15 protein-coding genes are annotated in these 22,298 nt (G+C 33.8%); 13 read left to right on the top strand and 2 right to left on the bottom strand.

The features are described from left to right. Positions 1 to 213: 213 nt before the first annotated feature. Complete coding sequence (locus AC3Y25_RS21330; RefSeq protein ID WP_489904132.1) at positions 214 to 960, top strand: NUDIX hydrolase; 747 nt, start codon at positions 214 to 216, stop codon at positions 958 to 960. Positions 961 to 1,054: 94 nt separating this feature from the next. On the opposite strand, the gene AC3Y25_RS21335 is transcribed toward AC3Y25_RS21330, so the two are convergent. Then, positions 1,055 to 2,527, bottom strand: a complete 1,473-nt coding sequence (locus AC3Y25_RS21335) for a M28 family metallopeptidase (protein WP_489904133.1) — start codon at positions 2,525 to 2,527, stop codon at positions 1,055 to 1,057. Between the two features lie 340 nt (positions 2,528 to 2,867). On the opposite strand from AC3Y25_RS21335, the gene AC3Y25_RS21340 reads away from it, so the two are divergent. The 12 genes from AC3Y25_RS21340 to hxlA all read left to right on the top strand — a co-directional run bounded on the left by AC3Y25_RS21340 (position 2,868) and on the right by hxlA (position 21,125). After that, positions 2,868 to 3,455 carry an RNA polymerase sigma factor gene (locus AC3Y25_RS21340; RefSeq protein ID WP_427874407.1) on the top strand — a complete coding sequence of 196 codons (588 nt, stop codon included), beginning with the start codon at positions 2,868 to 2,870 and terminating at the stop codon, positions 3,453 to 3,455. Positions 3,456 to 3,679: 224 nt separating this feature from the next. Continuing rightward, positions 3,680 to 4,720 (top strand): FecR family protein, encoded by a 1,041-nt coding sequence (locus AC3Y25_RS21345; RefSeq protein WP_489904134.1) that lies wholly within the window; start codon positions 3,680 to 3,682, stop codon positions 4,718 to 4,720. Between the two features lie 180 nt (positions 4,721 to 4,900). Beyond that, the gene (locus tag AC3Y25_RS21350; protein ID WP_489904135.1) at positions 4,901 to 8,281 is read left to right on the top strand and encodes a SusC/RagA family TonB-linked outer membrane protein; all 3,381 of its coding nucleotides are present in this window, start codon (positions 4,901 to 4,903) and stop codon (positions 8,279 to 8,281) included. Positions 8,282 to 8,292: 11 nt separating this feature from the next. Next, positions 8,293 to 9,663, top strand: coding sequence for a RagB/SusD family nutrient uptake outer membrane protein (locus tag AC3Y25_RS21355; protein WP_489904136.1), 1,371 nt, complete (start codon positions 8,293 to 8,295; stop codon positions 9,661 to 9,663). Positions 9,664 to 9,727: 64 nt separating this feature from the next. Then, positions 9,728 to 10,675, top strand: a complete 948-nt coding sequence (locus AC3Y25_RS21360) for an ABC transporter ATP-binding protein (RefSeq protein WP_489904137.1) — start codon at positions 9,728 to 9,730, stop codon at positions 10,673 to 10,675. Positions 10,676 to 10,686: 11 nt separating this feature from the next. Continuing rightward, positions 10,687 to 12,954, top strand: a complete 2,268-nt coding sequence (locus tag AC3Y25_RS21365) for a Gldg family protein (RefSeq protein ID WP_489904138.1) — start codon at positions 10,687 to 10,689, stop codon at positions 12,952 to 12,954. A gap of 11 nt (positions 12,955 to 12,965) precedes the next feature. Then, positions 12,966 to 15,779: a M16 family metallopeptidase gene (locus AC3Y25_RS21370; RefSeq protein WP_489904139.1), complete on the top strand. Its 2,814-nt coding sequence runs from the start codon at positions 12,966 to 12,968 to the stop codon at positions 15,777 to 15,779. A 377-nt stretch (positions 15,780 to 16,156) separates the two neighbouring features. Next, complete coding sequence (locus AC3Y25_RS21375; protein ID WP_489904140.1) at positions 16,157 to 16,918, top strand: hypothetical protein; 762 nt, start codon at positions 16,157 to 16,159, stop codon at positions 16,916 to 16,918. Positions 16,919 to 17,394: 476 nt separating this feature from the next. Further along, positions 17,395 to 18,231, top strand: a complete 837-nt coding sequence (locus AC3Y25_RS21380; protein WP_489904141.1) for an SMP-30/gluconolactonase/LRE family protein — start codon at positions 17,395 to 17,397, stop codon at positions 18,229 to 18,231. 239 nt (positions 18,232 to 18,470) lie between these two features. After that, positions 18,471 to 19,349, top strand: a complete 879-nt coding sequence (locus AC3Y25_RS21385; protein WP_489904142.1) for a helix-turn-helix domain-containing protein — start codon at positions 18,471 to 18,473, stop codon at positions 19,347 to 19,349. A 533-nt stretch (positions 19,350 to 19,882) separates the two neighbouring features. Next, positions 19,883 to 20,449 carry a 6-phospho-3-hexuloisomerase gene (hxlB, locus tag AC3Y25_RS21390; protein WP_489904143.1) on the top strand — a complete coding sequence of 189 codons (567 nt, stop codon included), beginning with the start codon at positions 19,883 to 19,885 and terminating at the stop codon, positions 20,447 to 20,449. Positions 20,450 to 20,483: 34 nt separating this feature from the next. Then, positions 20,484 to 21,125, top strand: coding sequence for a 3-hexulose-6-phosphate synthase (gene hxlA, locus AC3Y25_RS21395; protein WP_095931786.1), 642 nt, complete (start codon positions 20,484 to 20,486; stop codon positions 21,123 to 21,125). 249 nt (positions 21,126 to 21,374) lie between these two features. Here hxlA and AC3Y25_RS21400 read toward each other — a convergent pair whose 3' ends face one another. After that, a complete protein-coding gene (locus tag AC3Y25_RS21400; RefSeq protein WP_489904144.1) occupies positions 21,375 to 22,292 on the bottom strand; it encodes a PorP/SprF family type IX secretion system membrane protein in 918 nt (305 codons plus the stop codon). Positions 22,293 to 22,298: the final 6 nt, after the last annotated feature.

Raw genomic sequence — 22,298 nt, forward strand, 5'->3', positions numbered from 1 at the left:
TTAAAACAAACTACCTCGTTTGCGTAAAGAGCCGTAGTTATTGAAAAAAATGATCGAAGAGAAGAAAAGACGTAAAAATGATTTTAAAAGAAATTTTAAAAAAATATCACCAATAGTTAATTTTTTGTGACGATGCCAAAACTGTCAGAAAAAATTTAAACAATTTGACTTGTAACTATTAAAAGGTTTAAATTTGAAGCTAATTGTACCCTTATGGATTTTAAAAAGTTTCTCGAAAATGAGTCTAAAGAGGCTTGGAAAAAATATATTCCAACACTTTCTATTGACAGCGTTATTTTTAGTTTTTACCAAAATTCTCTTCATGTTTTGCTTTTAAAAATGAAAGACATGGAATCTTGGGGACTTCCTGGCGGTTATGTAAAAAAAACAGAAAATGTTGATGAGGCAGCAGTTCGTATATTGAAAGACAGAACAGGAACTGAAAATATTTACCTGCACCAATTTCATACTTTTGGAGATCGCAATCGTTCTGAAGACGCTTTCGCTGAATATGCTGATGATATTTGGTACAAACAGCGTTTTATATCAATTGGGTATTATGCTTTGGCAGAACATTCGCAAGTAAAATTGGTAATTGATGAGTTTTCTAGTACCGTTGAATGGTGTTCTATAGAAGATCTTCCTGAATTCATGATGGATCACAGACTGATTTTTGACAAAGCATTAATTACACTTCGCGAGCAATTGAACAATCATCCTATTGGCTATAACCTTCTCCCTGAGAAATTTACAATGCCTGAACTTCAAAAATTATATGAAGGTATTTTAGGTAAAAAATTAAATAGAGGTAATTTTTATAGAAAAATTTTGCGTTATGATATTCTAACAAAATTAGATGAATCGCGAAAAGGCGGAGCACATAAAGCGCCCGATTTGTATAGTTTTGACTTGGAGAAATATAATAGTGCTCTTAAAGAAGGATTACAAGGAAACTGGTAATCACATTCTTTCCTCTTTTATTTCACAAAAAAAAAGTCCTAATCAAATTAGGACTTTTTTTATGATTTATTTCGATACTGAAATTGGAATAAATTTATTGTTTTGATTTTTTAGGCGGCAAAAATTTAGGTCTTTCTGGGTTATTAGATAGTATCCATCCTGTTCGATACATCCACTCTGTCATTTTATGCAGTTTTGCAAAATCTATATTTTCAGATTCATCCATTGGGGTGTGATATTGACTGTGAAGTACACTTGTAAAAAAAACGGCAGGTATTCCTTTTTGCGCATAAGGAACATGATCAGATCTAAAGTAAAAGAATTCAGGATGTTCTGGTCTATCCCAAAGTTTATCGAGTTCAAATTTAGGTCCTTCGTCATTCGCTTTTTTGGCTGCATTTACCAAATCAGGAGAATTTTGATGCGGATCAGTAGAACCTAAAAGTGCTGCTTGATTAATATCATTTCTTCCAATCATATCTCCATTTAATACTGCAATAATATCTTTTTCAGGCACTGTCGTATGTGATGCATACCAGTTTGAACCTAATAATCCGCGTTCTTCCGAACCATGAAACACAAATAAAGCAGATCTTTTTCCAGGTTGTTTTTTAAATGCTCTTGCAATCGCGAGCATTGCCACACAGGTACTTGCATTATCATCTGCTCCATTGTAAATAGAATCCTGACCGTATTTTTGTCGTACACCATCGTGGTCTTGGTGGCCGCTAAAAAGAACATACTCATTTTTTAATGCAGGGTCTTTTCCGTCTATTTTTCCAACAACATTTACAGATGGGTATTTGTAAGTTTCAGAAATTACTTCAGCTGACAAATAATCTTTTGTGTTTTTCAGAAAGTCGATTTGGTCATTATGAACCCAAAAAGCAGGCATTCTAGCAGGTACAGGCATTTTTTCACGATAACCTTCAATTCCGTACACTCCTCTCTTCATCTGTGGTTCGACTTGAGACCAGCATTCTTCACCAAATTGATCTGCAATTATAATTAAAGCCGCCGCTCCCCTTTGAGCTAAATCTTCATAATATTTTTGTTTGACAAAACCAGGATAACGTCTGTCAAAAAGCGAAATATCTTCTGAAATTCCATCTTTAGAGGCTATTAAAACAACAGCTTTTCCTTTTACCTCTATTTTCCTAATTTCTTCTGTAGAAATTTTCCCCAAATAGAGCAATGGTGCTTCAACTTTATTGGTTGTTGTTTCGGCTACTAAAACGTCAGTCCATAATTTAAATTCTTTTTGTCCAATTTTAAATTTGGTGTAATTGGTAACCTGATGTCTATACAAATCGAAAAATTGAAAAAAAGTGCCATCATCTCCTGCGGGAGACATTCCGGCTTGTTTTGCTTTTTCTGCCAGCCAAACAGATACCTTTAATTCGTCTAAAGTGCCGGCTTCCCGTCCATTAAAATGGTCTCCTGCCATTTGGTACATATCTGTTTTAAGATCTTTTACCGTAATTGCATCAACTAATGGCTTTTTTACTGTCTGCGAAAAAACCGCATGGCAACATAAACTAAGTAATATAAATAACTTCTTTTTCATAATTAAAATCAAATTAAAGAATTAAGATAATTTTCTTGCAAAAAAAGAAGGGCTTGAAAAAAGACAAATCTATACTTTTTATAAATATCCTTTAATATAAAATACTTTTTTTATTGTATTTTATTCAATTCTCAATTAAAACAAGACTTAACCTACAATAATTTAAATACAGTTCTGAAACAGGATTGAATCTTATGCAAAATTGAAACGTTTATTTTTACAATAATTTAATATTTTATTCATAAAATAGTAAAACAGTATTTTTGAAGGCATATTATAGATAAATAATCTTTGTTTGAAAAAAAATAAATAATATTGCTGAATTGATTGTTACTTAAACATGGCTCAAAATTCAAATATTGACGAAAAAAAACTTCTTTTTGAGTTATCTCAAGGAAGTGAGCTTGCTTTTACAACGGTATACAACCAGTACAAAAATATTGTTTACTCTACTGCTTTAAGAATTACCAAATCAAAAATTTTATCAGAAGAAGCCGTTCAGGATATTTTCTTGAAGATATGGCAAAATCGTGAAAGTGTAGCAGAAATAGATCATTTTGAAAATTACATTTATATTATCTCACGCAATCATTTGTTTAATTCTATCAAAAAAATTGCAAGAGAAACTAATTTCGCATCAGAAATTAATCTAAAAGATGCCGGCTTTATTGATACCGATACTTCAATTAAAGATGAGCAGTACAATACTATTTTAAATCAGATTGTTGAGCAGCTTCCTCCGCAGCAGCAAAAAGTATATAAAATGGCTAAACTGGATGGTTTAAGTCATCAAAAAATTGGCGAAAGTTTAGGCATTTCTACCGATACTGTTAAAAAACATATGGCTCAAGCTCTAAAATTTATACGTCTTAAAATTTCTCCGTACATGAATATGTTCATGACGCTTCTTCTATTTTTTAAATTTTAAATTAAAGTTTTTTCTCTCAAAAAGGCCTCATTGGCTATTATTTTACCTTTTTTTTACCTTTTTTTCACATTTCACTACTCCCTCCCCTTTTTTAAATGGTCTTTATAATAAAGAGACATATTAAAACACGTTCTTATCCCTAAAATCAGAAGGGCTGAAAAAAAAAAAAAAAGATAACCCAATCTACCGTTTACAAACAAGTACTAATTTAATTTACTAAACCAATGCAGCAAAAAAAATTTGAAGAGTTATTTGAAGGCTATCTGCAGAATAATCTATCTGATGCAGAGCAGCAGCAAATGATGGAAATAATTCAGCAGGGTGCTTACGATGATTTCCTTAAAGGAAAAATTCATGATATGCTGAAAGTAGGTAATGTTACAGATGTAATGGACAAAAAACAGAGTGATGATGTTCTAAACTACATTTTATCTCAACCACAAAATGAACCTAAAGTGGTCGATTTAAATCCGAAGAGACGAAGAAAAGTAGTTTTACAATCTCTTTTTGCGGCCGCAAGTATTGCTTTGCTAATTGCTTTGGGTAATTCATTATTTTTTAAAGAAAAAACAGTTATTCCTGCTGTTCCAGAAACACCAAATGTCGTTGCACAAAATACCTTAATTGATTTTAGCGGCAAGCAATTGGTTCATCTTCCAGACGGAAGTACGGTTTTACTAAACGATAACAGTACTTTGAAATACGACCAGAATTCTTTTGACTCTAAAACTCGTGAAGTAACACTAACTGGAGAAGCTTTTTTTGATATTAAACACAACCCAGAAAAACCATTTATCGTACATACTGGAAAAGTGCAGACTAAAGTTTTGGGAACTGCTTTTAATATCAATGCTCGAAATTCTTCCAATGATATTGAAGTTACCGTTGCCCGTGGTAAAGTTCAGGTTGGAGATACAGAAAAGATTTATGGTGTGATTACTCCTAACCAGCAGATTAAAGTCAATAAAACTACTTTAGACTATCAGCAAAATACGATTAGTGTCGCCATTGTAACCGAATGGAAAAACAATTACCTGATTTTGGACGATATCAATATGGCTGAAGCGGTTTCTTTAATTTCTCAGAAATACAAAGTTTCGATTTTATTGGATAATGAAAAGATTAAAAACTGCCGAATAACTGCGAGTTTCTTAAATGAAGAAGATTTAGATCATGTTCTAAAAGTAATCTGCAGTGTTATTGAAACCGAATATAGATATAACAAAGCTGGATCTATCACTATTGATGGAAAAGGCTGTGAATAAAAATAGATAAAGACAAAGCCGACTAATCTCCTACTTAGAAAGCTTCTTAAAATTAAATATTAACCTTTAAAAACAGAACCATTAACCAAAACTAAATTAAAAAAAGCCATCCAGCTCCTACACCAGATGGCCGAGATTTTTAACAATTAATCCAGTAACCATTAAAAAACAAGCAAATTTATGAAATTACGCTGTAAAACAACCATGTTTGACAGTGAAAAGAATTCGTCTTTTTTTCACTTGTCAAAAAAAACCATTATGATTATGCGAATCAGTTTATTCCACATTTTCTTGCTGACGTGCGGTACTCATATGATTTTTGCTACCGAGATGAGCGGCCAGAATCTAGAGTCTATATCTGTTGATATTGAACTTCATAATCAGGATATTAAAACTTTATTTAAAACAATAGAGAGTAAAACGGGATTACTATTTGCTTATCAGCCGCAAATCATAAAAGATTTTCCAAAAGTGACTACACCGAGAGGACGCCGAAGTGTTAGTGATATTTTGAATACCGTATTTCAAGGCAGTAATTTAGTCTACAAACAAGTAGACAAAAATGTCGTGATCTACAAAAAAGAAACTCCTAAAGCCATTGCAAAAGAAGATGACAGCGAAGCAAACTACATGCTTAGCGGTAAGGTTCTAGATGAAAACGGACAACCTTTGCCTGGAGTATCTATTGCTTTAGTTGGAGGTAATAAACAAGGTGTTTCAGACTTTGATGGTCAGTTTTACATCGAATTGCCTTCAGGAAAACACGTTTTGAAAGTATCTTATTTGGGCTATAAAACGCAAGAAGTGACGGTACAGAATCAAACTTCCATTACTATCAAAATGCAGCCCGATCTAGCTAAACTAGATGAGATAGTCGTGATTGGTTATGGTACAACAACTAGAAGAACTTCTACAGGATCTGTAGTAAAGATCACTTCTGAAGATATTGAAAAACAACCCGTAACCAATATTCTACAAACCCTACAAGGAAGGACTCCCGGAGTATTTGTAACGCAGACTTCTGGTTATGCAGGAAGTGATATGAATATCAGTATCCGTGGTAGAAATTTCATTGCAGGCAATAACCTCCCGCTTTATATTGTTGATGGCGTACCATATATTGGAGATGACATTAAAGAACAAGTGCAAGATCAAAATGTTATTAGAGGTGCTCAAAAATCAACAAGCCCATTAAACATCATTAATCCAAATGATATAGAAAGTATCGAAATCTTAAAAGATGCAGATGCAACAGCAATTTACGGTTCCAGAGGTGCCAATGGCGTTGTTCTTATCACTACTAAAAAAGGAAAAGGCGGTAAAACAGAATTTACTATAACTACCAACTCTGGAGTTTCGGAAGTAGCACATATGGCCAAAACTCTAGATACACCTACTTATCTAAATATGCTTCAAACCGCTTTAAACAATAATGGCGATGTTGCTGATGTTGATAGTAATGGTATCGCTATTACAGATTGGGACCCGAATGCTTATACAAATTGGCAGAAAAAATTAATTGGAGGAACAGCTAATTTTAATAATTATTCGGCTTCCTTAAAAGGCGGAAACGAAACAACGAGTTTTCTTTTAAGTGGTGCTTATCACAAAGAAACTACTGTTGTACCTGGGAATTTCAGCTACGATAAATTCTCTACTAACTTTAATGTCAATCACAGTACCTTAGACAGAAAATTAAAAATAGGCGCTTCTGTAATTTTTGCAGTAGACAATAATAAACTTCCATTTTTTGATATCACAACTTATGCTGTGGGTACTGCTCCTAACCGTCCGTTATACAATGCGGATGGAAGTTATTACTGGTCACCAGACTATTTTAGTGATATAAATCCTCTTGCTGCTTTAGAAAAAAGAGTAGATGACAAAGGACTTAACTTAATTACTAGTTTTAGTCTTCAATATGAAATTGCAAAGGGACTTTCTTTTAAAACAGATTTAGGATACGGAAGAGCTCAAATGCAAACCAAGCAATTTATGCCAGGATCTGCAACCAATCATGCTTATGCTGAAGCAAATGATCAGAGTTTAAACTTTCAAAGATCTTATACTGTTTCAACCAATAATACGAATAATTTCACTGTTGAACCTCAGCTTAATTACACAACAGAATTATGGAAAGGAAACTTAACAGCACTTGTTGGAGGTTCATGGCAGAATAGAAAATCAGAGATGCCTTCTTATGTTAATTCAAGTGGTTACAGCGCAGACAATTTAATTGGAAATCTTGGAACTGCAGAAAGTATAACGGCTAATAACGGAAGTGTAGAATACAAATATATATCACTTTTCAGCCGACTTAACTACAATATCCAAAATAGATATATTTTAAATGTTAACTTTAGAAGAGATGGTTCTTCTCGTTTTGGAGCTAATAATCGTTTCGGAAATTTTGGTTCTGTAGGTGCTGCATGGGTATTTACTCAGGAAAAATTCTTAAATAATCTTTCATGGTTAAGTTTTGGAAAACTACGTTCGAGTTATGGAGAAATTGGAAGTGACGAGATTGGAGATTATCAATATGCCGAAACTTTTGACACGCGCAACTACGGTAACGGAAATGCTTCTATGGCTGCCGCTAGAATTGCAAACCCTAACATAAGATGGGGATTAACAAAGAAATTTGAAGCTGCACTTGATTTAAGTTTCCTAAATGACCGTATTTCTTTTACGGCAGCATATTACAAAAATACGTCGAGCAATCAATTGGTAAATTATACGCTTAGTGCACAAGCAGGATTTACAACTTATACAGCAAATTTACCAGCTGAAGTTGAAAATAAAGGTTGGGAATTTACCCTTGGTACAACCAATATTCATAATAAGAATTTAAATTGGTCAACCTCTTTTAATATTTCAACCAATTCTAACAAATTAGTATCTTTTCCAGGTATAGAATTTACCAGTTATTACTCTCAATACGTTGTTGGAAGACCTTTAGGATCTAGATATCTATATAATTTTACAGGTGTCAATGCTGCTGGTATTGCTCAGTTTGAAGACGTAAACGGAGATGGAAGAATCTCAACTGGATACGCGGATACTGGTAGAGGCGATAGAAAATATTATGGTCCTAACTATCCACAATATTATGGCGGTATTTCTAACACCATTAGCTATAAAGCCTTTACCCTTGACTTTTTGTTTCAATTTGTAAAACAAGATGGTACCACCCTGATGTCAAGTACCGGAGCACAACCAGGTTACCCTTACGGTACTGCAAATTTTCAAGTGGATGAGTATAATGATTATTTAGCACAAGGAAATGTTTTAAGTTCAGGATATCAAAATAGTTTTTTCAATTATTTAGGCTCAACAGCTTCTGTTGTTGATGCATCATACATTAAACTTAAAAATGTAAGTGCCTCTTACCAAATTCCTTTAGATGAGGCAACAAAGAAATACTTGCAGAGTATCCGCCTTTCTATTCAAGGACAAAACTTAGTCACTTTTACTAAATACAAAGGTCTTGATCCTGAAACGCAGGGATTGGCATTGCCACCATTACGTACAATCACATTTGGAACTCAGTTTACATTTTAAATCTTAAAATCATGAAAAATATTTCAACTAAATATACCTATATATTTTCGTTTTTTCTTTTATTAGGAATTACGAGCTGTGATGATGCTCTAGATGTAGATCTTCCAAGTAATCAGCTGTCATCAGAAACCGTGTATGCTTCAGAGCCAACAGCCGAAGCTGCTGTAAACGGAATTTACCAAAGCATGGTTGCGGATTTTTTTTACAACAGAGTTCATTCTCTTCTCGGACAAACGGCAGATGAATTGGTGCCTAGAACTGGTATTGCCAATTTGTACAGTTCGAATGAAATCCCAGAAACTGATGGAACGATAAACACTAACTGGGGTGAATTATATAAAACGATTTATAATGCTAATAATGTTATTGAAGGAGTTTCTAAAAGTACTTCTCTTAGTGCAGTTAAAAGCAGACAATGGATTGCAGAAGCCAAATTCTTAAGAGCGTATTCTTATTTTTACCTGACTAATCTTTGGGGGAATGTTCCTCTAGTACTTACTACAAATGTAGATGTGTCGGCTCTATTACCCCAATCTTCTCAAGAAACTGTTTATGCCCAGATTTTGCTGGACTTAACAGATGCATCAAAAGATCTTCCAACAGATTATAAAAATTATGATCAGGAAAGAATCAGAGCTACAAAATGGGCGGCAGAAGCTTTATTGGCAAGGGTAAATCTTTATTTAGGAAGATGGAGCGAGGCCGCAGCCCATGCAACTACAGTAATAAACCAGACAGCAACTTATAAAATAATTACTGATTTGGGAGATGACAACAGTCCGTTTATTGCTGATAATGACGAAGCAATCTTGCAAATACCTTATTTTAATGTTTCGTACACTTATGAAGGATCTTCTGTATTTACAACTGGCGGTACTTTTTTATTAAGAAAAGGAAATTCACTTTTTGAAACTGGGGATGCTAGAAAAACAAATTGGACAATAGACATTAGAGATAGATTAGGCGTATTTTTAGGCATTGCACCTTATAAATATCAAAACGGATTTGGAGATTCTCCTGTAGAACGCTCTACCGTCCTGAGATTGGCAGAACTTTATTTAATTAGAGCCGAAGCTAGAGTAAGATCTAATGATATTACGGGAGCACAGCAGGATATTAATGTTATTCGAAATAGAGCTTTATTGGGTAATACCTCTCTGACAGATACCAATCAGTTATTAGATTTAATTGCTCTAGAAAGACAACGCGAGTTCTTTGCAGAAAACGGACACCGATGGCTAGACCTTAAGAGAACTGGAAAACTAGATGAAACACTCTCCGTTTTATCTGATAAAATCTGGAAAAGTACAGATAGTTTATATCCTATTCCAGAACCTGCTATTCGTTCTAATCCCTTTTTAACCCAAAATTCAGGATACTAAAAATTAAAAATAACGCAAGAATGTGTTTTCAGTAAAAATACATTCTTGCGATTTTAAAAACACTATGGAAACAACAATTGTAAGAGTTGAGGATTTGTCGCATCAATACAGTAAGGATTGGGCAATACAAAATATTAGTTTTGAAATTAAAGAAAATAGAATTTTAGGTCTTTTAGGATCTAATGGTGCAGGAAAATCTACTACAATGAATATTCTTTGTGGTGTCTTAAACCAGACCAGCGGCAGCATTTTTATTGATGGAATTAACCTGAAAGAAAACCCAGTTGAAGCCAAAAAATTAATTGGCTTTTTACCACAAACACCACCTTTACATTTAGATTTAACAGTAGATGAATATTTAATTCACTGTGCAGAACTGCATCATGTAAAGAAAGAAGATTTAAAAAATGCTTTAGAGAAAGCCAAAGAACAGTGCGGCATTTCACATTTCAGCCATCGATTAATTCGAAATTTATCTGGTGGTTACAGACAACGTGTAGGCATTGCTCAAGCTATTATTCACGAACCTAAATTAGTAGTTTTAGATGAACCAACAAACGGACTTGATCCTAACCAGATTTTAGAAGTTAGAAAATTAATCAAAAAAATATCCAAAGATAAAGCGGTTATTTTCTCTTCACATATTCTTTCTGAAGTTCAAGCAACTTGTCAGGATATCAGAATGATTGAAAACGGACACATGGTTTTTGCTGATACGCTTGATGCTTTCAACAACTATATCGAAGCAGATAAATTAACAGCAAGTTTTGAAAATCCGCCAAAATTGGAATCTTTAACAGCTATTCCGGAAGTAACAAATGCTGTATTTCTTTCTCCTAAAAAAGTGCAGATAACATTTGAAGGAACGCAGGAAGTGGCAGAAAAAATCGTTTCGTTAAGCGTTCATAACAATTGGAAATTACGTGAAATTCAATTCGAAAAAGTTTCATTAGACGAAATCTTCGCCCAATTATCTAAAAAAGCCCCATCTAAAAACGCTATTCCTTCTTAAAAACTAAACAAATGAAAACAATATATAGAATTGCTAAAACAGAACTTAACACCATGTTTTATTCGCCGGTGGCATGGGTAGTTTTAGTAATATTTTCGATCCAGTCCAGCTGGAAATTCTTCGGTACAGTTGAACGCTTTGAAAAAGCACAAAAAATTGGCGAAGGTCTTGGCAACCTTACTCAAACGATATTTTCAGGCTTCAGCGGTTTATATACCGAAATGCAAAATTATCTATACTTATACGTTCCGCTTTTAACAATGGGATTAGTAAGCCGTGAAATTAACAGCGGGTCGATCAAACTGTTACTTTCTTCCCCAATTAAAATTAAAGATATTGTACTGGGTAAATATTTAGCTATTGCAGCCTATTGCCTTTTATTCATTGTAATACTAGGATTGCAGGTTGGTATTGCCTACTTCTCTATTGAAAATTTAGATTTAAAATTTGCTATTTCAGGACTTATTGGGTTGTATTTGTTAGTTTGCACGTATGCTGCAATCGGACTTTTTATGTCTTGTTTAACTTCTTATCAGGTCGTTGCTGCCATTAGTACATTGGTCGTTTTGGCGGGTTTAAATTTCATTGGAAAGCTTTGGCAAGATGTTGAAATTGTAAAAGACATTACCTATTTCCTCTCCATCGCCGGGCGTGCAAACGAAATGCTTGAAGGACTTATCATTAGTAAAGATGTATTTTACTTCGTTTTAGTAAGCAGTCTTTTTATTGTATTGAGTATCTACAAATTGCAAACTGGGAGAGATGCACAAACAATCTCAAAAAGAGTTTTGAAATATACTTTATTGATCACAGTTGTTTTGGCACTTGGGTACATTACATCTAGAGCTCCACTTACGTTATATCACGATATGACTCGCACAAAAGACAGAACGTTAACCAAAACCAGTTTAGATATTGTCAAAAAAATAGACGGCCCAATAAAGTTAACGACTTATGTAAACTTATTAGATATCAACTACTATATGGCGATGCCTTATTCTCAAAATTCGGATATAGCAAGTTTTGAAAAATACACTCGTTTTATACCCCAGATGGAAATGGAATATGTGTATTATTATGATACCTCAAGCAATGAAGCTTTGTATGCCCAAAACCCTGGTTTGAACGACAAACAGCTGGCAGAAAAAATGATCGAAACGCAGGATTTAAAGCTAAAAAAATTATATTCTCCTGAAGAGATTAAAAAGGTTATAGATCTAAAATCTGAACAGAACAGAGTGGTAAGAACTGTGGAATACAACGGAAAGAAAACATTCTTAAGGATGTACGACGATATGTTTAAAGTTCCGATGGAAAAAGAAATTTCTGCCTCTTTAAAACGTTTGGTCGTTCCAAGTCCTAAAATTGTTTTTGCGACTGGAAACATGGAAAGAAGTGTAGATAAAGTTGGAGATAAAAATTATAAAACAGGATTTAATGAAATTACTTTTAGATATTCACTTATCAATCAAGGATTTGATGTTTCTTCTGTAGACATTAATGCCCAGAATATTCCTGAGCAAACTACTATTTTGATTATTGCTGACCCTAAAACGCAGTTGAGCCAGGGTGCTATAGACCGCATCAACAAATACATTAACGAAGGAAAGAATCTAATGCTTTTGGCTGAACCGGAAACTAATTCTGCTTTAGCGGCAGTTACAGACAAATTAGGCTTGAGTTTTACCAAACAAGCATTGGTACAGGAAAGCGAAATCAATTCTCCTGATTACTTGGTTACCGAAATTTCAAAAAATCTTGATCCGACTGTAATTAAATTCAGTAAAACCAGAAATAATTATCCAATCCCATTTTTAGGAAGCAGCGGGATTAAAACAGTAAAAGATACTGGCTTTAAAGTGACACCGCTTTTAAAAACAAATGCACAGCCGGCTTGGGAAGCGCAGACTGGCATTACTTCAATTCCTGAAGATTTGAAAAAACAACCTGCAGTAACTTCTGTTCCGCTTGCTGTTGCTTTAACAAGAAATGTGAATGGTAAAACACAAAAAATAATTGTAGCCGGAGATGCCGATTTTATGGGCAATGCCGAATTAAGCCGAGGCGGTTCCGGAACATTCCAGTTTGTAACTGACATCTTCAGCTGGTTTACCAATTACGAATTTCCAATCGATACCACTCGTCCCGAAAATACCGATAAGAAAATAACTTTTACTGCTAATCAAGTTTTTATAAGTAAAATTGTCTTCATAGGACTGTTTCCTTTATTGATTATCCTAAGCGCCGCTTTTATCCTAATTAGAAGAAATAGAAGATAAAAAAACAAAAAATGAATACTAAAAAAAATATCATTATTGGGATTCTCGCCTTGTCGTTTCAAGGCGCATTTTCACAGTTCAAAACCAACATTCCGCTGGATAAAAACGTAACAACCGGAAAATTAAAAAACGGATTAACGTATTACATTCTGCATAACGAAGAACCAAAAGATAGAGCAAGTTTCTATTTTGTTCAAAATGTGGGTGCTATTTTAGAAGATGACAATCAAAACGGATTGGCGCATTTTCTGGAACACATGGCATTTAACGGAACAGAACATTTTAAAGGAAAAGGCATCATTAAAATGCTGGAAAAAAATGGAGTAAGTTTCGGAAAAGACATTAATGCTTACACGGCTCAGGACGAAACCGTTTACAACATCAGCACTGTTCCGGTTTCCAACGAAAAACTGATCGATTCTACACTTTGGGTTTTACACGATTGGTCTGGCTCTCTTTCTTTAACTAACGAAGAAATTGATGCCGAAAGAGGTGTAATTAGAGAAGAATGGAGAACGCGCCGTACAAGCGGTTTCCGTTTAAAAATGCAGACTGATCCTGTTTTATACAAAGGTTCTAAATACAGTAAAAGAGATGTTATTGGTGATTTAAACATCATCAATAACTTCAAATATCCTGAACTGCGCAATTACTACAAAAAATGGTATCGTCCAGATTTGCAAGCTGTAATCATTGTGGGAGATATTGATGTGAAGGTTATGGAGCAAAAAGTGAAAGCAATATTTTCTGGTATTCCTTTAGCTAAAAAAGTGGCTGCAAGAACGTATTCCGAAATTCCGAAACATGACGAATTGTATTTTGGAACGGCGTCTGACAAAGAAGCGTCCTCAACATCAATTACACTTCAATATGTTTTAGATGAGCCTTTGGTAAAAGACAGTATTGTTACGCGCAAAAATGTACTGAACTCTTTTTACACGAGTATTTTAAATAATCGTTTTCGAGAATTAATCTTAAAAAATCAAGGTTCGGCATTAAATTTCAAAACTTATTTTGAACCGATTTCGAGATTAAATACTTCGTTTAATATTTCGGCTTTAGCCAAAAAAGGAAAAACAATTCAGGCGTTTGAAGAGGCCTATACGGAAGCAGAACGCCTAAAACGTTTTGGCGCCGCACAAGCCGAATTAGACCGAACAAAAAAGATTTTTATAAGCTCATATGATGATTTTCTAAGTAACAAAGATAAAGTCGACAACGATAGCTGGGCAGATAACTTGACCAATTATTTCTTAAAAGCAAAACCATTCCTTTCCCCTGAAGATGATTACAAATTAATTGTTGGTATTATAAAAAGTATCTCTTTGGAGGAATTGAATGCGTATGCTAAAACTATTCAGAAGCCAACAAATCAGGTAGTTTTGGTTACTGGAGCTGATCAGGATAAAAATGATTTCCCAAATAAGGAAGCTGTTGTTAATGTAATGAAAAAGGTTGAAAGCATGACTTTAGAACCTTATACTAAAAAAGAAAACAATGCCCCTTTAATAGACAAAGAATTAAAACCTGCTGCGATCAAAAAGACATTTGAAGTTACAGGAATTGCTGATGCAAAAGGATATACTTTGGAAAATGGAGCCAACGTAATAGTTTTGCCAACAACACATTCACAGGATCAGATTCTATTTTCTGCATTTGCAAAGGGCGGTAAATCATTAATTAAAACAGAAGATTTAGCTTCTGCTGAAATCGCCACGACAATTGCAAGATCGTCAGGTTTGGGAAATTTTGATAATATTGGTTTAAAAGAAAAACTTACTGGAAAAGTGGCACAGTCTGCCCCATTTATTGGCGAAAACACACAAGGATTCCAAGGAAGTTCTAATAAAGCCGATTTCGAGACCCTGCTGCAATTAATGTATCTTTCTTTTGAAGCGCCTCGTTTTGACCCCAATATCTTTAATATTCTAAAAGAACAATATAAAAATCGTTTAGAAACCATTAAAAAAGATAATGGAAGCGCTTTTAAAGATTCAATCGATCTTGCAAATTCAAATCACAGCCCACGCACTTTTATTTTCAACGAAAAATTCCTCGAAACGATTGATCTTAAAAAAGCAGAAAACATTTACCGCGATCGATTCAAAAATGCATCTGATTTTACTTTTGTATTCGTCGGAAACATTCCTGAAAAAGCTTTAGATCTAATTCAGAAATATATTGGAAACTTAAAATCAAATCCAGCTTTAAAAGAAACTTTTATCGATCATAATATTGAACCAAAAAAGGGCAAAACCATAATGCATTTTAAACGCCCAATGGAAGTGGCAAAAAGTACTGTATACTTAAATATCACAGATAAAACAGAGTACAGTAAAGAAAATGCCATGACGATGTATATTATTGGAGAACTACTTTCAAAACGTTTCCTTCAAACAATTAGAGAAGAAGAAGGCGGAAGTTACGGCGTTAATGTGGGCGGAAACCTGGAGTTAATTCCAAAGCCAACTTTTAGTTTGGCACTAACTTTTGACTGTAATCCTGATAAGCAACAGAAATTAATGCAGATTGTCTGGAAAGAAATAAACGATTTAAAAACAAATCCAGTAAATGCAAATGATTTAGAAGACATTAAAAAAGCTTTGTTAAAAAACAGAGAAGAATCACTTAAGACCAATTCTTTCTGGACTACAACAATCTACAACAACACATTAAATCAGATTCCGTTTTCAACGGATGAAGAATACAAGAGTTTAATTTCTAAAATTAACCCAAAAACTATTCAGCAGTTTAGTAAGCACGTTTTGGATAGTTCTAGTAGCGTCGAAGTTATTATGAACCCTGAAAGCCAATCAGGAAAGTAACAACTTTAGAATACATTTTTATTTTTAATTAGTCATTAAAGGTTGTCTTGCCAAGACAGCCTTTTTTGCTGTTTGCAATTGTCTTCAAAAGTGCAACGATAAATCAATACAAATTACACACATTTATAAGATTTGAGACAGAATCGTGGCGCAATACAAATTATCATTTAATAATTATAATTCCACTAAAGTCCCTCGTTAAACCTTGTCATGGGCAGTTTTTTTTTAAGTTTTAATGTGAAATAGAAACCTATATTCTACAGTTGAGATTTCTTTAAATATTTCTCTTAAAAGGCTTTTTTGCTATATTAGCTAAATAGATAGAATCTAATACATGGTTTGATAATTAATGATATTCACAAACAAACTAACAGAGAATGAGATTAATAAAGCAATTTAAAGATAAGTTTTTAAATCTTTACGACAATTTTACTAATGCTGATTCCAGTTGGGAGAATAGAGAATATGATTTTTACTTGATTTTTGGACAGGTTGACGAGGAAAAATCTCCTTGGATAAAAACAAATTGGAAATCGAACTTTGAACCCTATTTTGATTTACTGGTAAAACAAAGCGAATTTTTAAAAGAGACAGGAGTTAGGGCAACTAAATGCAAACTTGAAAAACGTGTCTCTAAAAAGGACAACAAAGAATTTGTCTATCATTCTGATTTAAAGCTTGGACGGCTTAAATGGAATGAAAAATCACACGAAAAGTGGACGATGTCTGATAACACGGAGAATTACTTTCTTGATTTCGAACTTTGGTCACCGATTTGGACAATTTGCGAAAAAAGGCAATGTCCACCAGAAATTTATATTTCAATTTCTAATCAAAGAGATTTTGAAAACAAAAGGCATATTGAATTTGGATACTTCATTGTAGTTGCAATTGCCAAGAGTTTAAATCTTGATTCCAGACCTATTTTGAAAAAGCTATCGGAAAGGATAAATTCCAAAGCAACAATTTTGAAAACAAGAAGATGGGGTAAGCCTGAAAAAGCAGGGAATTGGACTTTCGGAAATTGGATACAAGATACTTTTAGCAGTGATATTTATAAAAATAAAAATTTACATTCGTTCCAATTTGAAGAGTTAGAATTTGAACCAACATGGGAAGTAGTATATCGAGATAAATAAAAAAGAAGAAATTAAGTATAACAGCTGTGACAAAAAATATAAAACCTCAAAAGAAATATTTAGAAAACAAAAAAAGCTTCAGATCTATCCGAAACTTTTACTTTGTTGTGGGAACCGGGCTCGAACCAACATCTTACTAAATACTTTTCCTGTAATTTTTAGCTTATTAAATCATCAGCAATCAAATAACCATAAGACCACAATTCCTTTCAAATGGACACCACACTCCGGCTATTTGTACCGTTAAATTTTAAAAGTGGTTATTTTTAGTTATTGTGGCTTCCTTAGTAAGGAGTTACTTTTACGAATAGTATATTTCGAAAGATTAACAAGGATGCTTCATTTTTTGCCTTTTGCAATCAACAATCTCTTTTTCAAAGGAATGCTAAAACTTAGTATGTTAGTATGACTATATTTAGATTTCATTTTAAACAACCTGAAACCAAAATTTAGTACAACCATTTAAAGATTAAATAATGAAAAAAATAATTCTCATTTTATTTACAACCTTAATTCCCGCAATCACTTTTAGTCAGAACATTACCAAAGCATGGGTATCAGATTCTCTTTTCTTAAAACCTGAATCTGCACTTTACGATTCTTCAAAAAAGATTCTCTATATCTCAAATATAAATGGTGAATATCTTGCAAAAGATGGCAATGGATTTATTTCCAAGCTTAAAACAAATGGCGAAATAGAAGTTTTAAAATGGGTTGATGGATTGGATAACCCTCAGGGAATGGGATTATATAAGAAAAAATTGTATGTTGCAGATATTGACAGAGTCGTCCAGATAAATACTGAAACAGCTAAAATTGAGAAAGTATATCATGTAGATAATGCTAAATTCCTTAACGATATAACAATAGATACCAACGGAGATATTTACGTTTCTGACTGCTTTGGCAACAAGATCTATAAAATAGCAAACGGAAAAATAAATGTATGGGCTGAATCTGGTTTTCTTGCTAAACCAAATGGATTGTTATGCACTAAAGAGGATCTCTTAGTGCTGAATATGGAGAATAAAACTGCCTTTGCCATAAACAAACTAACCAAAAAATCTCATCAGATTTTTAGCGGAATTGATAATCTGGATGGTATTGTCAGTTATGGCAAAAATGGGTATATAGTTTCGGGAGCTTGGCAGGGACAGCTTTTTACTATTGATTTAAATGGAAATAAAAATTTACTAATTGATTTAGGTAAAGAAAACATCATTACTGCAGATATTGAATATATCGAAAATGATGATTTACTCATTGTACCTACACTAAATAAAACAGTAATAGCCTACCGATTACTCCACTAAAAGATTATTTTTAATGCTGTTATCTTCAATCTTAATCTGGCACATACATTTTTAAACACTTAAAAATGGAGCAAAATCAAAAGATTTTTTACTTGTCTAAATCCTACAGTTGCACTTTAAAAAAAACAGCTTAATAGTTTTTCTTAAATTTGCAGATTACTCTTATTGTTGCTATCTATTGTCTGAAGATGATGGGACAAAAAGAAAAAATATGACATTACAATACCTATATTTTACAAATGGATTTAAAACGGTTTAAGCTTACACATAACATCCAGAAGCAGGAGGATACGAATCTATCTTTTCGAGTTTTTGAAATAAACGATCTCAATATCAGCGAATATCTAAAACCGCATAAAAATGACCATTTTTACATCTTAATAGTTGAGGCTGGAAAAATTGACATCCAAATTGAAGAAAAAGTTTTTAATTTAAAATCTGAAAAAATATCAATTGTTTTCCCTGGCCAGATTAACTTTATATCCAACCCCAGCACTGACCTTAAAGGCAAAATAATATTATTTGAAGAATTATTGTTCTGCTCTGATATATTGAAAAATGAATTAAGTCCTTATAATGTAAACCTATCGGCAAATCTAAACTGCAGTGCACTTTCTAAGGAAGAGTTCATACAAGCATTATCACTTATTGAACACATCCGAGTTATTTATAACAATCCGAGTCTTGTGAGAAAAGAGCAGGCTCGTTTTTACATTAAGATATTGCTGCTGGGACTTATTGAATCGGTTCATGGCCAGCATCCCGTATTGCACCAAAAGACCAATCAGCATCTTTATATCGGTTTTAAAAAACTGCTAAATGAACAATTTAAAAGCCAGCGTACAGTACAATATTATGCATCTGAACTTGGCATTTCCCCAAAAAAACTTAATGATATCACGAAAAAACACTGCGCAGAAACAGCAATTAACGCCATACATAATCGAATCCTAAAAGAAATAAAAAGACAGCTGCTGTTTTCTGATCTTTCCCATAAAGAAATTGCATTTGATCTCGGCTTTAGTTCTCCGTCTGCATTAAATAAATTTGTGAAATCAAAACTCAAAGAAACACCGACAGAACTTCAAAACGAACTGGCACAAATTTATAATGCATAGTATTCTTTTTATATCATAGATCTGAGCGCATACAGCTAAACAGTGCTAACGATAACGCACTTTTTCTTTTACCTTATTCTACAATAATTTATATTTTGAATCTATTTCTTTAATAGAAAAATGGCCTATGCTCAAAACTCAAGAAAAATATTTTTATGAGATTGATCAATTCTTTTATTGTGCTTTGGAAAGTTAAATAAGTTTGATCCATTAAGTAATTATTGAATCCAGATTCACGCAGTTTTCTGAAGCTAATTTTATAGCGCTGTTCTGGATAAAACCGGCGCAAATTTATACCGCGTTGTCTCATATGTATAACACCTTCCCCTCTCTGCTGATTTATCTTTGCATCAGCAATCAGAATTTAGTATAGTTCTATAAAAACTTAAAAAAATATCCAGAAATAACGCTGTTTAATTCAATTGGATTGGGATAAAAAGTCCATAATAAATTCAAAAATCATCACTAAAATAATCCTATCCTGTTAACAATTTTGCAAAAACAGGCTGGTCTCGATACTTAAAAACAAACAGATGAATAAAAAAAATTCTACAAAGGAAAACCTAGAGACTATTTTAAACGAAAATCTAAAATTAGCAGACCAGATTAATCAGCAGGAAATAGATGTTCTGATTCATGAAATTAAAGCTGCAAAACGAATCTTTATCATAGCAGCCGGAAGAAGCGGACTGGCATTAAAAATGGCTGCAATGCGATTTATGCACTTAGGCTACCATGTCTATGTTGTAGGAGAAATTGTAACACCTGCAATTCTTGAAGGAGACCTTCTGCTGGTAGCTTCTGGATCTGGAACTACCTCATCTGTGCTTTCAGCCGTCGAAAAAGCAAAAACACAAAAGGCAAAAGTTATCGCAATTACAGCCGACGCAAAAAGCAGACTGGCACAATCATCAGATAATATACTGCTAGTGAATGCTGCAACAAAAACAGATTTCGGCATATCAGTTTCCAAACAATACGCAGGAAGTCTTTTTGAACAATTTACACTGTTTATACTTGAGAGTATTTTTATGAGCCTATGGCAGGAATCTGGCCTAACCAAGGAAGACCTCTGGCCTAAACATGCTAACCTGGAATAACTTTTTATAATTAATTTTTTTTAAACATTTTGAAATGACAAAATTACAAGTCGCAATTGATTTACTTACTACAGAGGCAGCATTAGAACTTGCAGGCAAAGTAGCACCTTATGTAGATATTATAGAATTAGGTACGCCCCTTATTAAAGCTGAAGGCCTTAAAGTTGTAACAGCTATGAAAGCTGCTTTTCCTGACAAACTAGTTTTTGCAGATATGAAAACTGCAGATACTGGTGCTCTGGAAGCAGAAATAGCTTTTAAAGCTGGTGCTGATCTAGTTACCGTTATGGGTACTGTAGATGATGCAACCATAAAAGGTGCTGTGGAAGCAGCAAAGAAATATGGAAAACAGGTTGTAGTGGATACTATTGGTGTTAAAAACAGAGTACAGAGAGCAAAAGAAGTAACTGAATTTGGAGTGGCTTTTGTTGAATTACACGCTGGTCTTGATGAACAGGCATTACCAGGATATTCTGTACAAACGCTAATTGCTGAAGGAAGAGAAGCAAAAGTTCCCTTTTCTGTAGCAGGTGGTGTTAACATCGATACGATAAAAGATGTTGTAGCTGCTGGTGCAGATGTAGCTGTAGCGGGCGGTGCTATATATGGCGCTGAAGATCCAGCCGCTGCTGCCAAAGCACTAAAAGAGGCAATCAGCAGTGTAACTGCTCAATAATTGATTTTAATAAGGCTGAGCTTAATTCATATTTGCTACAGCCTTATTTTTTTTTGTGCAAAAAATACTTTAGTTACTATATCCATTATGAAAAATACATTCTACATTGGAATCGTTCATCTGGGTATTAGCATGCGCAGTACAATACAATCTGCAGTTCATCTCTTCTACAGATCTGGTGAATTCTCTTGCCAATAGACTCAAAAAATTATGAAGCAGAAGATTGTATAATTCTTAATAATACTTTTTTTAGAAGAAACGAGGAGTTGTCATTTTTCCGTTGTTTTTAAAGAACTCATAGCGCAAGAATATCTCGTGTGACCCTGAATTGTAATTATTCAGGTGTGTGGTTTCGCGGTCATATCCGTAACCCAAATACAGTCCCTCTGTGATTTGAAATCCGACCATGGCACTTAATGAGGCACTCCATCTGTATGCAACACCAACAACAAATCGGTCAATAAACATAAAATTGGCAGAAATATCAACTTGAAGAGGCGCTCCTTGTACCATTTTTGCCAGTACGGCAGGTTTGAATTTGTAATATTGGTATCTATCCAGATTAAAGACATAACCTCCCATTAAATAGTAATTAATCTTGTCTTTATAGATTGCGACATCATTATCATCATATCGATTGGTTTCAATAAAATTAGGAACTGAAAATCCGATATAGGCTTTGTCTGAATGCCAGTAGATACCGGCTCCAACATTGGGCGAAAACTTATTGTCTAAATCCTGAAATTGTGGATCTCCCTGATCCTCAGGATTCAGCTTGTTGATATCGAGATTAAAGATATTAGCCGTTCCTTTAATTCCAAAAGAAAGTTTAAAATCGGGTGAAGTTTGTATGGTATAAGAAATATCTGCCGATATATTGTTCTCGTTTGTAGGGCCAATTTTATCATTTACTAAAGAAAGTCCAACACCAAGTCTACTGCTGTTAATTGGAGTATTAATAGAAAAACTGCTTGTTTCGGGTGCTCCATCAAGACCAACCCACTGCGTTCGATAGAGTCCAAAAATACTCAAAACACCACGTGATCCCGCATAGGCTGGATTTATATTAATAGTGTTGTACATGTACTGCGTATATTGTGCATCTTGCTGTGCATAGCCTGTAATGGCTATAAGCACAATGGCAAAAAAATGTAGTTTTATTTTCATATCAAG

The organism is Flavobacterium sp. LK-23 (genome assembly GCF_058135255.1).

Coding starts and splice junctions, on each gene's coding strand:
- AC3Y25_RS21360 (WP_489904137.1), top strand. CDS start 9,728: ATGGAAACAACAATTGTAAGAGTTGAGGATTTGTCGCATCAATACAGT.
- AC3Y25_RS21365 (WP_489904138.1), top strand. CDS start 10,687: ATGAAAACAATATATAGAATTGCTAAAACAGAACTTAACACCATGTTT.
- AC3Y25_RS21350 (WP_489904135.1), top strand. CDS start 4,901: ATGAAATTACGCTGTAAAACAACCATGTTTGACAGTGAAAAGAATTCG.
- AC3Y25_RS21355 (WP_489904136.1), top strand. CDS start 8,293: ATGAAAAATATTTCAACTAAATATACCTATATATTTTCGTTTTTTCTT.
- AC3Y25_RS21385 (WP_489904142.1), top strand. CDS start 18,471: ATGGATTTAAAACGGTTTAAGCTTACACATAACATCCAGAAGCAGGAG.
- AC3Y25_RS21330 (WP_489904132.1), top strand. CDS start 214: ATGGATTTTAAAAAGTTTCTCGAAAATGAGTCTAAAGAGGCTTGGAAA.
- AC3Y25_RS21400 (WP_489904144.1), bottom strand. CDS start 22,292: ATGAAAATAAAACTACATTTTTTTGCCATTGTGCTTATAGCCATTACA.
- hxlA (WP_095931786.1), top strand. CDS start 20,484: ATGACAAAATTACAAGTCGCAATTGATTTACTTACTACAGAGGCAGCA.
- AC3Y25_RS21335 (WP_489904133.1), bottom strand. CDS start 2,527: ATGAAAAAGAAGTTATTTATATTACTTAGTTTATGTTGCCATGCGGTT.
- AC3Y25_RS21370 (WP_489904139.1), top strand. CDS start 12,966: ATGAATACTAAAAAAAATATCATTATTGGGATTCTCGCCTTGTCGTTT.
- AC3Y25_RS21380 (WP_489904141.1), top strand. CDS start 17,395: ATGAAAAAAATAATTCTCATTTTATTTACAACCTTAATTCCCGCAATC.
- AC3Y25_RS21375 (WP_489904140.1), top strand. CDS start 16,157: ATGAGATTAATAAAGCAATTTAAAGATAAGTTTTTAAATCTTTACGAC.
- AC3Y25_RS21345 (WP_489904134.1), top strand. CDS start 3,680: ATGCAGCAAAAAAAATTTGAAGAGTTATTTGAAGGCTATCTGCAGAAT.
- AC3Y25_RS21340 (WP_427874407.1), top strand. CDS start 2,868: ATGGCTCAAAATTCAAATATTGACGAAAAAAAACTTCTTTTTGAGTTA.
- hxlB (WP_489904143.1), top strand. CDS start 19,883: ATGAATAAAAAAAATTCTACAAAGGAAAACCTAGAGACTATTTTAAAC.